The organism is Microbacterium mcarthurae, assembly GCF_046064585.1.
GTDB classification, from domain to species: Bacteria; Actinomycetota; Actinomycetes; order Actinomycetales; family Microbacteriaceae; genus Microbacterium; species Microbacterium mcarthurae.
In genome coordinates this window covers 1-12902 of record NZ_JAROCE010000003.1, presented here as the reverse complement: position 1 = coordinate 12902, position 12902 = coordinate 1, and the positions used below count along the sequence as shown (strand labels likewise).

Here is a 12902-nt window from a genome sequence, read left to right as displayed (position 1 = left end):
CTCCGCCGAGGCGGTCTTCGGAGAACCCGGATTCCTTCGCGAAGCATCGCGCACGCGTTCGACATCCGTGTCGCCTCGCGCCTTGGCATCCGAGATGCCGGTCTCCCCGGTCGCGCGGTGTCAGGACTCCTGGCTTCCCTCGACCCAGGCGAGGTACTCCTCGGACACGGTGCCGGTGACGTAGCGACCGTCGAAGCAGCTCATGTCGAGGTCGACCAGATCGGTGCCCTCCATGATCGCGGCCTTGAGGTCGTCGACCTCCTGGTACACGAGGTAGTCGCAACCGAGTTCCTCGGCGATCTGCGGGATCGTGCGGCCGTGGGCCACGAGTTCCTGCCGCGACGGCATGTTGATGCCGTACACGTGCGGGTACCGGACGGGCGGCGCCGCCGAGGCGAACGTGACGCTCTTCGCGCCGGCATCCCGGGCCATCTGGATGATCTCGCGACTCGTCGTGCCGCGGACGATCGAGTCGTCGACGAGGAGGACGTTCTTGCCCTGGAACTCCGTCGACATCGCGTTGAGCTTCTGACGCACGCTCTTCTTGCGCACGGCCTGTCCGGGCATGATGAACGTGCGGCCGACGTAGCGGTTCTTGTAGAAGCCCTCGCGGTACTCGATGCCGAGCTTGCGGGCCACCTGCATGGCGGCCGGACGCGCCGAATCGGGAATCGGCATCACCACGTCGATGGCCCCGGCCGGGGTGTACTTCGCAATCGTGTCAGCGAGGCGTTCCCCCATGCGCAGACGCGTCTCGTACACCGAGACGCCGTTCATCACCGAGTCGGGGCGCGCGAGGTAGACGTACTCGAACGAGCACGGAGCGAGAGTGGAGGTCTGCGCGCACTGCTGGGCGTGCAGGGTGCCGTCGAGCGTGACGAACACCGCCTCGCCCGGCTCCACGTCGCGCACGACCTCGAAGCCGGCGTTCTCGAGCACGAGCGACTCGGATGCCACGACCCACTCGTCGCGCGGCTCACCGCCGGGCACCTCGGGCGCGGGCCGCCGGCCGAGGATGAGGGGACGGATGCCGAACGGGTCGCGGAACGCCAGCAGACCGTAGCCCGCGATGAGCGCGATGGTGGCGTACGAGCCCTCGACGCGCTCGTGCACGCGCGCGACGGCGCGGAACACCTGCGCGGGATCGAGGTCGGGACCGGTGATCTCGGTCTGCAGCTCCGAACCGAGGATGTTCACGAGCAGCTCGGTGTCGGAGCTCGTGTTGAGGTGGCGCCGGTCCTTGTGGAACAGCTCGCTCGTCAGCTCGCGCGTGTTCGTGAGGTTGCCGTTGTGCACCAGGACGATGCCGTACGGCGCGTTGACGTAGAACGGCTGCGCCTCTTCTTCGCTGGAGGCGGTGCCCTTAGTGGCGTAGCGCACGTGGCCGAGACCGATGTCGCCGAGCAGCGCGCGCATGTCGCGGGTGCGGAACGCCTCGCGCACCTGGCCGCGCGCCTTGTGGATGTGGAAGACACCGCTCGACTCCGCCGTCGCGATGCCGGTGGAATCCTGGCCGCGATGCTGGAGGAGCAGGAGCGCGTCGTAGATCTCCTGGTTGACCGGGCCCTGCCCGGCCATGCCGACGATGCCGCACATGAAGTGTTACTTCGCTCCGTTCGCCGGGACCCCGGCATCCGCGTACGCGCCGACCAGGCGCACGGCGCCCCCGTCGACGCCCTTCGCGCCCTGTTCGAACTCTCCGTCGGGGCGCGCGTCGTCGCGCACCACACCGACCTGCCACGTCGCGATGCCATCGGCTCGCAGCGCCGCGACCGCGGCATCCGCGATCTCGGGAGCGACGACGGCGAGGAAACCGATGCCCAGGTTCCAGGTGCCCTCGGTCGCGGTGAGGTCGAGCCCGCCCAGATCGGCGAGCACACGGAACACCGGCGAGGGGCTCCACGTCGAACGGTCGACATCGACCCACGTGTTCTGCGGCAGCACCCGCGCGAGGTTCGCGGCGATGCCGCCGCCGGTCACGTGACTGAGCGAGTGGATGCCAGGGCCGAGGGTCGCGTTGTCGAGCAGACGCAGGAGCGGCGAGGTGTACAACCGTGTCGGCTCGAGAAGAGCCTCGCCCCAGGTGCCGCCCAGCTCGGCGGAGGCCGAGCCGTACGTGATGCCACGACCGGCGACGATGTGGCGAACGAGCGAGTACCCGTTGGAGTGCAGCCCGCTCGAGGCCAGGGCCAGCACCACGTCACCGCCGCGGACACGCTCGGCGCCCAACACGCGAGCGGCCTCGACGACGCCCGTTGCGGCGCCCGCGACGTCGTAGTCGTCCACGCCGAGCAGGCCGGGGTGTTCGGCCGTCTCGCCACCGACGAGGGCAGTGCCGGTGGCTGCGCACCCCCGGGCGATGCCGGCGACGATGTCGGCGATGCGCTCCGGAACGACTTTGCCGCACGCGATGTAGTCGGTCATGAAGAGCGGGCGGGCGCCGACCACGACGATGTCGTCGACCACCATTCCGACGAGGTCTTCGCCGATGGTGTCGTGCTTGTCGATCGCCTGTGCGATGGCGACCTTCGTGCCCACACCGTCGGTGCTGGTCGCCAGCAGCGGGCGGGCATAGTCGCGCAGCGCCGAGGCGTCGAACAGGCCGGCGAAACCACCCACTCCCCCGAGCACCTCGGGGCCGTGGGTGCGGCGCACGGCCGACTTCATCAGCTCGACAGCGAGATCTCCCGCAGCGGTGTCGACGCCGGCAGCGGAGTAGGGGTTTTCGTGGGGAGCAGAGGCCACCGGAACAGACTACCCGCCCGGCCCGACAGCCTCTTCCCGCGCAGGCCGAGGGGGCCGTCCTGCGCAAGGACCGCCCCTCGGCGCCACGCGCGTCTTTACAATGGCGCCATGGTGGCCGGTCAGCCGGAGTGGGTGATCCGCGAGGACGCGGCGGTGCCCGTGCTGGTCGCGCTGTACCTGCGCCAGGTCTGCGGCATCCGGGCTCCCGACGAGGTGCCGCCCCTGCGCCGCGTGCCCGCCTACGAAGGTCCGCCCCGCCCCGAAGCCGAACAATCACTGCTCGAACGCGAGTGGCGTGAATTCTGGTCGATGACGGTCGAGCCGCTGGCTCATCCTTCGCCCGTGCCGCTCGAACTCGTCGAGGGCTTCGACGACCTGGTCGCATTGCCGACCGGGCGCGCGGACGCTCTGCGCGACGCGATCCTCCCCCACGCGACGCCGGCGGTCGAGTTCGCCCGCCACGCCCACGCCCGGTACGCGGGCGAGCAGACCGCGCGACCTGGCGTCTCCTACCGTGCGTATGCGAGCGCGATCGCCGAGCACGAACGCCGAGTCGGACGCCGGGCGCACTCATTCGAACTCAACGTGCAGGTCCTCCCGCTCGCGCAGCGCGGGGTGTGGTGGATCGGGTCGCTGACCGTGGCGGTCACCGACGGCCTGCGCAGCGACGTCGTCGCCTTCGACACCGCCATCCATCCGATCATCGCCGAGCTGGCCTGACCGGCGACCCGCGACCGTCAGTAGCGGTAGCGCTCGTGATCGACGGCGACGTCGCGCACGCGACGCCCCACGACACGCTCGGAGACGAGGGCGGCGACCGCACCGAGCGTCGCGCCGATGACGACGCAGATGAGCGCGGTGAATCCGAAGACCTGCAGCTGCGTGTACACGACCTGGGTGTACGGGCTGATGTCGGCACCGTCGATCGCGAAGGTCAGGATGAGCGCAGCGAGGATGCCCAGGAGGGCCCCGGCCGCCAAGAAGACGCCGTACTTCGGGGCGCGCCGCACGCGCAGCGTGACGATCTCCTCGTGCACGAGGGGCTTGCGTTCAGGGGCGGGCTGCTCAGCCATGCTCACATTGTCCCACCACGGGGCCCGACGCGGGCCGCGAATGCGACGACGTCGAGGAGCTCGGGATGCCACCGCGGCGTCGGCGCGGTCGGCGGGAGGGCGGTTGCCACGCGACGACCGACGGCTTCGCGGAGGTCAGGAGACGTCCGACCGCGGTGGGGCGGTGGAGCCGCGCACGATGAGCTGCGAGGGCAGTTCGGGCGGGTCATCGACGGCAGCACCGGTCAACAGGTTCAGGAGCAGCTCCACGGCGAGCGCGCCCGACCGCGCGATCGGCATCCGGACGGTCGTGAGGCTCGGCGTGACCGCACCGGCCAGATCGATGTCGTCGATGCCGACGATGCTGACGTCGGCCGGACACGTGCGGCCGAGATCCGCCAGCCCCGCTTCGAGCCCGAGCGCGACCAGGTCGTTGTAGGCGATGATCGCGGTGGCACCGCTCGCGGCGGCGGCGGCCGCCGCCGCGCGTCCTCCCTGGATCGAGGCAGCGTGGTGGCTGAGGCGGGTCAGCCCGATGCCGTATCGCTCGCAGGCGCGCTCCACCGTGTCTGCGCGGCGGTCGTCGGCCCAGGAACCGAGAGGACCTGAGGCATAGGCGATGCGGCGGTGACCGAGGGCCGCCAGATGCTCGACAGCCTGCGAGGGGCCGTGCTCGGCGTCCATGACGACGCTCACCGTTCCGCGGATCGAGCGGTTCACGACGACGGTCGGGGTATCGCCCAGCAGGGTGACGACCTCGGTTTCGGGGAGTCTCGGCGAGCACAGCAGCAAGCCGTCGAGGCGCCGCGCCAGTTCGATCGACTCACGCTCGCGGCGCAGGTCTTCGTCGGTGTCGAAGAGGACGATCCGGTGACGACCGTGCCAGGCCTGCCCTTGAACGGCCTTGAGAAGCGTCGCGTACACGGGGTTGGCGGCATCCGGCACCACGACTCCGATGGTGCGGGTGCCGACGTTGGCCTGCGGCGTGGCGTACCCGAGTTCCGTGGCGGCACGGCGAACCCGATCGAGCGTCGACGAGGCCAGACGGTCGGGTTCGCTGAAGGCGCGAGACGCCGTTGCGATCGAGACGCCCGCGTGTTTGGCCACTTCCGTGAGACTCGTTGCCACCGCCGCCCCTTCCTGTCCAGGTCTCCATCATCGGTCATCGCCAAATGCAAATGTTTGACAAGTTTGCACAAAACCGTCAGAGTGCTTTCATGCCGATCATCGACGATCTCCCCGGGTCGACCGCCTGCACCGCCGGGGTCCCCGCATGAACGCCGCCTTGCACCGTGGTGCACACACCTCCGTCGCGGTTCCACCCGCCCTCTCCGGGCACGGGATCCTGCACCTCGGTCTGGGCAGCTTCCATCGCGCCCATCAGGCCGTCTACACCGCGGCCGCCCTGCGCGCCTCCGGCGGCGACTGGGGGATCATCGGCGTCGCCTCGCGCTCCCGCCGAATCGTCGACGCCCTGCACGCGCAGGACCACCTCTACTCCGTCGCCACGATCTCCCCCGAGGGCACCGCGCTCGATGTACCGGGCGTGCACACCGACTCGTACGTCGCCGCCGACGACCCGGGCCGGGTCGTCGCCGATCTCGCCGACCGCCGGGTCCGCATCGCGACCTTGACGGTGACGGAGAACGGCTACAGCTACTCCCCGTCGACGCAACGCCTCGATCTCACCGACCCGATCGTTGCCGCGGATCTGCGCGGAGGCGACCCCCGATCCACCATCGGTCAGCTCGCGCGGGGCCTGCAGCGACGTGCCCAGGCGGGCGCCGAGCCGATCGCCATCTTGAGTTGCGACAACCTCCTGTCCAACGGCACGCACACCGAGAAGCTCGTACGGGCCTTCCTGCAGGAGCTCCCGGATACCGAAGGCGCCGACGCCCTGCGCTTCCTCGACGGAGCAGTGACGTTCCCCTCCAGCATGGTGGACCGCATCGTGCCGGCCACGACCCCCGACCTCGTGGAGCGCGTGAACACCCTGCTCGGCGTCCGCGACGACATCCCCGTACCGGCGGAGCCCTTCACGATGTGGGCGATCGAAGACCGGTTCGCGGGCGGCCGCCCCGCGTGGGAAGCCGGCGGCGCGGTCTTCACCGACGAGGTGGGGTCCTACGAGCTCCTCAAGGTGCGCCTTCTCAACGGCACGCACTCCCTCATCGCCTACCTCGGGGCCCTGCGCGGCGCGGCCACCATCCCGGATGCCATCGCCCAGCGCGAGATCGAAGCAGCTGCGGCCGCCGTCCTGCGCCGCGAGTACGAACCCTCCGTCGTCGCGCCGGCGGGAATCGACATCGCGCAGTACGAGCGCGACCTGTTCTCCCGGTGGGGCAACAGCGCGCTCGGGCACCGCACGAGCCAGGTCGGCTCGGACGGCTCGGTCAAGCTGGGCCAGCGCATCCCCGGGCCCGTCGCGCATGCGTTCGACGGCGGCGAGTTCCCGCACCTCATCGCGCTCACCGTCGCCGCGTATCTCGCGTGCATCGCCCCGCCCGCCGGGTTCGATCCCGGCCCGCACGCGGCCGCCATGACCGACCCCGCACGCGAGCGGCTGACGGCCGTTCCCGCACGAACCGGACGCGATCTCGCGGCACGCGCCATCGTCGACCTGCACCTGTTCGGCGAAGATCTCGCCGACCGCACGGTGTTCGTCGATCGCGTCGGCGACCTGGTCGACACCATCGTCCAGCGCGGTGTCGACAGCGCCATCGCCGAGAGCCTCGCGGCATCCGGAACGCTCGCGCCCACCACCCCCTGATCACCCCGGCGCTCCCGAGAGCGCGACGACACGAAGGAGACGCGATGAAGCTTCTCGCGATCCACGGCGCAGAAGACATCCGCTGGGAAGACCGTCCCGAGCCGCAGCCCGGCGACGGCGAGGTCCGCCTGCGCGTGCGGTACGTCGGCGTCTGCGGCTCCGACCTGCACTACTACTTCCACGGGAAGAACGGCGAGTACGCGGTGCGCGAGCCCCTCACCCCGGGCCACGAGCTGTCGGCCGAGGTCGACCTCGACCCGTCGGGGCGCCTCGCACCGGGCACCCCCGTGACGGTCCACCCCGCCCGCTTCGGCCCGTCCGTGCCCGGCCTGGAGGAGCGCCCCCACCTCCGCCCCGGCGGCGACTACCTGGGGAGCGCGGCGGCGTTCCCCCACCGTCAGGGCGGCGCGGCCGAACTGCTCATCGTCGAGGAGCACATGGTGCGCGTCCTCCCCGAGGGGCTCCCCCTCGAGCGCGCAGCCCTGGCCGAGCCCCTCGCCGTCGCCCTGCACGCCGTGAACCTGGCCGGCGACCTGACAGGGAAGCGGGCGCTCGTCGTCGGCGCCGGCCCCATCGGCCTCCTCGTCGCTGCCGCCGCCGTGCACGCCGGCGCGGCGGTGGTCGGTGCGAGCGACGTCCGCCCCGAGCCCCTCGAGCGCGCCCGCGCGCTGGGCGCGACGGAAACGTTCCTGGTGGGAACCGACGAGATCTCCGCCGAGTCCTTCGACATCATCTTCGAGTGCTCCGGCGTGGGGGTCGCGCTGACGCAGGCCGTGCGCGCCGCGCGCCGGGCCGGCACGGTCGTCCAGGTCGGCATGCTCCCCGACGCCCAGATCGGCGTCAACCTCGCGCCCCTGCTGGCCAAGGAACTCACGATTCGCGGCGCGTTCCGCTTCTCGACCGAGATCGACGACGCGATCGCGCTCCTGGCCTCCACCGACACCCTCGACTCGGTCATCTCGCACGTGGTCCCCGCCACCGACGCGGAGTCCGCGTTCGCCACGGCGCGCGACTCCTCGGCATCCGCCAAGGTCCTCCTCTCCCTCTGACCCACCGTCATCGCAGCACCCGTCATCACTACGAAGGAGTAATCCGATGAGCAGCTCTTCCCTGCCCGGCGTCGACGCGTCGGCTTCCCCGCCCACGGCCAAACGGTCCGTGGGCGACCTCGCCCGCGCCGCCGTCTCCGGTTGGCTCGGGACGGCGCTGGAGTTCATGGACTTCCAGCTCTACTCGCTGGCCGCCGCCCTGGTGTTCAGCCAGATCTTCTTCGCCGGCGGCGACGCCGCCATGGCGGTCGTGCTCGCGATGGCGACGTACGGTGTCGGCTACGTCGCCCGCCCGGTCGGCGCGTTCTTCTTCGCCCGCATCGGCGACAAGATCGGCCGCAAGCAGGTGCTGTTCTACACGATCCTGCTCATGGGTGCCGCGACCACGCTCATCGGCGTCCTGCCGACCTACGAGCAGGTCGGCATCCTCGCCCCGATCCTGCTGGTGATCCTGCGGCTGGCGCAGGGCTTCGGCGCGGGCGCCGAGATCTCGGGCGCCGGCGTCATGCTCGCCGAGTACGCCCCCGACAACCGCCGCGGCATCGTCGCCTCCCTCGTCGCCCTCGGAACGAACTGCGGCACGCTGTTCGCCTCCGGCATCTGGGCGATCTTGCTCGCCGTGATGATGGAGAGCGACGTCATCGCGTGGGGCTGGCGCATCCCCTTCATCGGCAGCGCCGTCATCATGCTGTTCGCCCTGTGGGTGCGCTTCAACCTCAAGGAGAGCCCCGTCTTCGAAGAGCGCACCGACGTCGTCGACGGCAAGGCGCTCTCTCGTGCAGAGCTGAAGAAGGTCGCCACCGAGACCAACGACATCCGCACCCTCGAGTCGCTGGAGCGCAAGCCCCTCAAGGCCGTGCTCGTGTCGTTCTTCCTGCGCTTCGGGCAGGCGGGCAACTCGGGCATCGTGCAGACGTACCTGATCTCGTTCATCACGATCACCCTGGCCGTGTCGAAGGAGGTCGGCCCCGAGGTCGTCATCGTCTCCTCGCTCCTCGGCTTCGTCACCATCCCGGTGGTCGGCTGGCTGGGCGACCGGTTCGGTCGCCGTCGCATGTACATCGTCATGTCCGCGCTCTCGCTGGTGCTCATCGTCCCGACGCTGCTGTTGATCAACTCGCGGGAAGTGGGCTGGATCTTCGTCGGCTACGCGCTGATCCACAACATCTCGGTGCTGGGCCTGGCATCCATGGAGAACATCTCGATCCCCGAGATCTTCGGCGCCCGCAACCGGTACACCCTCACCGCCGTGGTGCGCGAGATCGCGGCCATCATCGCCACCGGCATCGGCCCGGTGATCGCGGCCGCCTGGGTGGCCGCGGCCACCGGCAGCATCGTGCCGATCATGGTGCTGATGGGCGTGTTCACCGCATCGGCCCTGGTCGCCGCTCTCGTGGCGCCGGAGTGGACCGGCCGCGACCTCACCGACCCGCGCGCGGCGATGTGATCCCCGGGGGCGGGGGCCGTCGCGTCCCCGCCCCTCCCCTTCTCGAACAGAAAGACCCCGCATGAGCATCGAGTCCGTCGACGTCGTCATCACCAGCCCCGGTCGGAACTTCGTCACCCTCAAGGTCGTCACCTCCGACGGCATCGTCGGATGGGGGGATGCCACGCTGAACGGCCGCGAGCTGTCGGTGGCGTCGTACCTCTCCGACCACGTCGCCTCGATGCTCGTCGGCCGCGACGAGGACCGCATCGAAGACACCTGGCAGTACCTGTACCGGGGTGCGTACTGGCGGCGCGGACCCGTCACGATGGCCGCGATCGCCGCGGTGGACATGGCGCTGTGGGACATCAAGGCCAAGAAGGCGGGGATGCCGCTCTATCAGCTGCTCGGAGGGGCGAGCCGTGACGGCGTGCGCGTGTACGCCCACGCCTCCGGCACCGACTTCGAGGCCCTCGCCAACGCGATCACGGGCTACCGGGAGCTGGGGTTCACCGCCGTGCGCGTGCAGACCGGCGTGCCGGGTCTGGGACAGATCTACGGCGTCTCGGCCGCGGGCCCGGGCGTGCGCTACGACTACGAGCCCGCGAAGCGCTCGGGCGACCGTCCCGCCGAGGAGACCTGGGACACCCGCCAGTACCTCAATCACATGCCCGGTGTGTTCGCGAAGATCCGCGAGGAGTTCGGCACCGACCTGCGCCTGCTCCACGACGGCCACCACCGGATGTCACCGATCGAGGCCGCTCGTTTCGCCAAGGACGTCGAACCGTACGACCTGTTCTGGCTCGAGGACTGCACGCCGGGCGAGGACCAGGCCGCCCTCCGCCTGGTGAGGCAGCACTCGACCACGCCGTTGGCCATCGGCGAGGTGTTCAACACCGTCTTCGACTACCAGACGCTCATCACCGAGCGCCTCATCGACTACGTCCGCTCCGCCGTGACGCACACGGGCGGCATCACCGCGATGAAGAAGCTCCTCGATTTCGCCGCGATCTACGGCATCCGATCCGGCATCCACGGACCCACCGACATCTCGCCGATCGGCATGGCAGCGGCCCTGCACCTCGACCTGGCGATCCACAACTTCGGCATCCAGGAGTACATGCCGCACAACGAGCAGACGCTCGAGGTGTTCCGCACCTCTTTCACCTTCGACCGCGGGTTCCTGCACCCCGGCGATCAGCCGGGACTCGGTGTCGAGCTCGACGAGGAGGCGGCGAGCGCCCACGAGTACACGAAGGCGTATCTGCCCGTGAACCGCCTGCTCGATGGGACCGTGCATGACTGGTGAGGCCCTCCCCGCACGCACCCTGGCGTCGCGGCTCGTCGTCGTCGCGCGGGCCGCGCGCGCCGAGGATTACGCGCCCGTGCTCGACACGCTGGCCGAGGCCGGCATCCGCAGCGTCGAGCTGACGCTGACCACCCCGGGCACCTTCGACCGGTTCGCCGACCTGCGTTCGCGCTTCGGCGACGCCCTCGATCTGGGCATCGGCACCGTGACGACTCCCGCGCAGCTCGAACGGGCCATCGAGGTCGGCGCAGAGTACGTCGTCACCCCCATCACCTCCGCGGCGCTCGTCGAGCGCGCGGTCGCGGCCGGTATGCCCATAGTGCCGGGCGGTCTCACCCCGACCGAGCTGTTCGCGTCGTGGTCGGCGGGAGCCTCGGCCGTCAAGATCTTCCCGGCCGGCCAGGTCGGCCCCGGCTACCTGTCCGATCTGCGAGGCCCGTTCCCCGACATCGCCGTCGTCCCCTCCGGAGGAGTGGATGCCGAGGGAGCGGCCGCCTGGCTCGCGGCGGGCGCCGTGGCGGTCAGCGTCGGCGGTCCCCTTCTCGGCGACGCGTTCCGGGGCGGCGACCGCGCTGGACTGCGCGCACGGGCCGCGCGATTCGTCGACGTGTGCGCGGGGGCTTCCTGATGCCCACGGTCATCACGCTCGGCGAGACCATGGCGCTCGCCCGAACGACGGAGATCGGATCGCTGCGCCACGCCGCGTCGCTCGCCCTCGGCATCGGCGGGGCCGAGAGCAACGTCGCCGTGGGCCTGCAGCGCCTCGGCATCACGACGTCGTGGCTCGGCCGCGTCGGCGATGACCCGCTCGGCGAACGCCTCGTCCGCGAGCTGCGCGGCGAGGGGCTGGACGTACGCGCCATCGTCGACGACGACGCACCCACGGGGCTGATGCTCAAGGAACGCCCGTCCGCGGCATCCACTGCCGTGCACTACTACCGGCGCGGATCGGCCGGCTCCCGCCTGACCACCGCGGACGTTCCGGACGGATGGATCGAGGGCGCCGACCTCCTGCACGTGACCGGGATCACCCCGTTGCTGTCCGACGGCGCGCACGCCGCGATCGTCGCGTCGGTCGAGCGCGCCCACGCTGCCGGTGTGCCGGTGAGCTTCGACGTCAACTACCGTTCGGCCCTCGCCTCCCCCGAGGTCGCGGGACCGATCCTGCGCGGGGTCGCGGAGCGCGCGACCCTGGTGTTCGGCGGCGCGGACGAGCTCGCGCTCCTCGGAGCGGATGCCGAGGGCGGGCTGCTCACGGCCGGCGTGGAGCAGGTGATCGTCAAGCGCGGACCCGAAGGAGCTGCCGTCGTCACGAGGACGGGCGTCACGCAGTCCCCCGGATTCGTCATCGACCCTCTCGACACGGTCGGTGCCGGCGACGCGTTCGTCGCCGGCTACCTCAGCGCGTTCCTGGAGGGGCGCGACACCGCCGACGCGCTCGTGCGCGCCAACGCGTGCGGGGCGATGGCGTGTCTCGTGCCCGGCGATTGGGAAGCGGCCCCGACCCGGCGCGAGCTCGAGCAATTCCTCCGGGGCGACGGCGGAGACCCCGTCCGGCGCTGACGCGATGCGCGCTTGCCGGCCGCCGCGTGGCCGCGGCACGAGTGCGCGGCGCCTCGGGCGGCGCGGGGGTACGCCCAGCCGGCGCGCTACGGACGCAGCGGCAGCAGCGCGCTGAGGTCGGCGCGCACACCGGAGGCGACGATGCGCCCGGAGGCGGCGGCATCCGCCCAGCTCTCGGCTCCCGTGGCGACGGCGATCCAGGTCGCGGCGTCGGTCTCGACCACGTTGGGCGGCGTGCCCCGGGTGTGACGAGGACCCTCGATCACCTGCACGGCGCCGAAGGGGGGCACACGCATCTCGACCGAGTTGCCGGGAGCCTTCTCGACCAGCAACTGCAGCAGGTAGCGCACGGCGGTCGCCGTCGCGGCGCGAGGCGCCCCTCCCGCAGCGACGACGGCGAGCGCGGCGCGGCCGTCTCCGGTGTCGATGCGGCGGGGAGGCATGGCATCCACGCTACCCGCGAGCTGCGGCCCGGCGGGCGCATCCCCCGGGGCGGTGTCCGAGACGCGGGGGTGCGGGCGCGGGGGGGGCGAACCCCCGATTCGGTGTCCAAGACACGCGGACGCGGGCCCGTCCCTCCGATTCGGTGTCCAAGACACGCGGACGCGGGCGCGTCCCCCCGATTCGGTGTCCAAGACACGCGGACGCGGGCACGAAGAGTCCGCGTGTCCTGGACACTCAACGCGCCGGAAGGCGGTGGGCCGTGGGCGTGACCCGCGGGTGCGGGCGCATCTCCGACTTGAGTGTCCAAGACACGCGGACGCGCACGCGAAGAGTCCGCGTGTTTTGGACACTCAACGCGGCGGAAGGCGCTGGGCCGTGGGTATGGCACGCGGCGGAAGGCGCATCCCCGGTCCGCTATCCAAGACACGCGGACGCAGGCGCGTCCTCCCGATTCGGTGTCCAAGACACGCGGACGCGGGCGCGTCCCCCGCTTCGGTGTCCAAAACACGCGGGCGCCGGCGCGAAGTGTCCGCGTGTCCTGGAC

12 protein-coding genes are annotated in these 12902 nt (G+C 70.9%); 7 read left to right on the top strand and 5 right to left on the bottom strand.

The features are described from left to right. Positions 1-120: 120 nt before the first annotated feature. Positions 121-1596, bottom strand: a complete 1476-nt coding sequence (purF, locus tag P5G46_RS10080; RefSeq protein WP_239276033.1) for an amidophosphoribosyltransferase — start codon at positions 1594-1596, stop codon at positions 121-123. Positions 1597-1602: 6 nt separating this feature from the next. Further along, positions 1603-2745 carry a phosphoribosylformylglycinamidine cyclo-ligase gene (purM, locus tag P5G46_RS10075; protein WP_239276032.1) on the bottom strand — a complete coding sequence of 381 codons (1143 nt, stop codon included), beginning with the start codon at positions 2743-2745 and terminating at the stop codon, positions 1603-1605. A 108-nt stretch (positions 2746-2853) separates the two neighbouring features. Here purM and P5G46_RS10070 point away from each other — a divergent pair, with 108 nt between their 5' ends. After that, positions 2854-3465 (top strand): zinc-binding alcohol dehydrogenase, encoded by a 612-nt coding sequence (locus tag P5G46_RS10070; protein WP_375094871.1) that lies wholly within the window; start codon positions 2854-2856, stop codon positions 3463-3465. Positions 3466-3482: 17 nt separating this feature from the next. On the opposite strand, the gene P5G46_RS10065 is transcribed toward P5G46_RS10070, so the two are convergent. Together P5G46_RS10065 and P5G46_RS10060 are read right to left on the bottom strand one after the other, a co-directional pair. Then, positions 3483-3818, bottom strand: a complete 336-nt coding sequence (locus P5G46_RS10065) for a potassium transporter Trk (RefSeq protein WP_239276030.1) — start codon at positions 3816-3818, stop codon at positions 3483-3485. Between the two features lie 135 nt (positions 3819-3953). After that, entirely contained in the window at positions 3954-4925 is a 972-nt protein-coding gene (locus tag P5G46_RS10060; RefSeq protein WP_375094872.1) for a LacI family DNA-binding transcriptional regulator, read from the bottom strand. Between the two features lie 145 nt (positions 4926-5070). Between P5G46_RS10060 and P5G46_RS10055 the strand changes: the two genes are divergently transcribed. The 6 genes from P5G46_RS10055 (at position 5071) to P5G46_RS10030 (ending at position 11914) form a co-directional block, all read left to right on the top strand. Further along, the gene (locus tag P5G46_RS10055; protein ID WP_239276028.1) at positions 5071-6567 is read left to right on the top strand and encodes a mannitol dehydrogenase family protein; all 1497 of its coding nucleotides are present in this window, start codon (positions 5071-5073) and stop codon (positions 6565-6567) included. A 44-nt stretch (positions 6568-6611) separates the two neighbouring features. Further along, positions 6612-7616, top strand: coding sequence for an L-idonate 5-dehydrogenase (locus tag P5G46_RS10050; protein WP_408905632.1), 1005 nt, complete (start codon positions 6612-6614; stop codon positions 7614-7616). A 46-nt stretch (positions 7617-7662) separates the two neighbouring features. Then, positions 7663-9063 (top strand): MFS transporter, encoded by a 1401-nt coding sequence (locus P5G46_RS10045; protein WP_408905631.1) that lies wholly within the window; start codon positions 7663-7665, stop codon positions 9061-9063. Between the two features lie 61 nt (positions 9064-9124). After that, a complete protein-coding gene (gene manD, locus P5G46_RS10040) occupies positions 9125-10351 on the top strand; it encodes a D-mannonate dehydratase ManD (RefSeq protein WP_408905630.1) in 1227 nt (408 codons plus the stop codon). Next, positions 10341-10979 (top strand): bifunctional 4-hydroxy-2-oxoglutarate aldolase/2-dehydro-3-deoxy-phosphogluconate aldolase, encoded by a 639-nt coding sequence (locus P5G46_RS10035; protein WP_239276024.1) that lies wholly within the window; start codon positions 10341-10343, stop codon positions 10977-10979. Before manD ends, P5G46_RS10035 begins: the two co-directional genes overlap by 11 nt. Further along, positions 10979-11914: a sugar kinase gene (locus P5G46_RS10030; protein WP_239276023.1), complete on the top strand. Its 936-nt coding sequence runs from the start codon at positions 10979-10981 to the stop codon at positions 11912-11914. Before P5G46_RS10035 ends, P5G46_RS10030 begins: the two co-directional genes overlap by 1 nt. 86 nt (positions 11915-12000) lie before the next feature. Here P5G46_RS10030 and P5G46_RS10025 read toward each other — a convergent pair whose 3' ends face one another. Next, complete coding sequence (locus P5G46_RS10025) at positions 12001-12357, bottom strand: sterol carrier family protein (protein ID WP_239276022.1); 357 nt, start codon at positions 12355-12357, stop codon at positions 12001-12003. Positions 12358-12902: the final 545 nt, after the last annotated feature.

Excerpts from the sequence above, each read along its gene's own strand:
- purF (WP_239276033.1), bottom strand. The coding sequence starts at position 1,596 with ATGTGCGGCATCGTCGGCATGGCCGGGCAGGGCCCGGTCAACCAGGAG.
- P5G46_RS10070 (WP_375094871.1), top strand. The coding sequence starts at position 2,854 with ATGGTGGCCGGTCAGCCGGAGTGGGTGATCCGCGAGGACGCGGCGGTG.
- P5G46_RS10065 (WP_239276030.1), bottom strand. The coding sequence starts at position 3,818 with ATGGCTGAGCAGCCCGCCCCTGAACGCAAGCCCCTCGTGCACGAGGAG.
- P5G46_RS10055 (WP_239276028.1), top strand. The coding sequence starts at position 5,071 with ATGAACGCCGCCTTGCACCGTGGTGCACACACCTCCGTCGCGGTTCCA.
- P5G46_RS10050 (WP_408905632.1), top strand. The coding sequence starts at position 6,612 with ATGAAGCTTCTCGCGATCCACGGCGCAGAAGACATCCGCTGGGAAGAC.
- P5G46_RS10045 (WP_408905631.1), top strand. The coding sequence starts at position 7,663 with ATGAGCAGCTCTTCCCTGCCCGGCGTCGACGCGTCGGCTTCCCCGCCC.
- manD (WP_408905630.1), top strand. The coding sequence starts at position 9,125 with ATGAGCATCGAGTCCGTCGACGTCGTCATCACCAGCCCCGGTCGGAAC.
- P5G46_RS10035 (WP_239276024.1), top strand. The coding sequence starts at position 10,341 with ATGACTGGTGAGGCCCTCCCCGCACGCACCCTGGCGTCGCGGCTCGTC.
- P5G46_RS10030 (WP_239276023.1), top strand. The coding sequence starts at position 10,979 with ATGCCCACGGTCATCACGCTCGGCGAGACCATGGCGCTCGCCCGAACG.
- P5G46_RS10025 (WP_239276022.1), bottom strand. The coding sequence starts at position 12,357 with ATGCCTCCCCGCCGCATCGACACCGGAGACGGCCGCGCCGCGCTCGCC.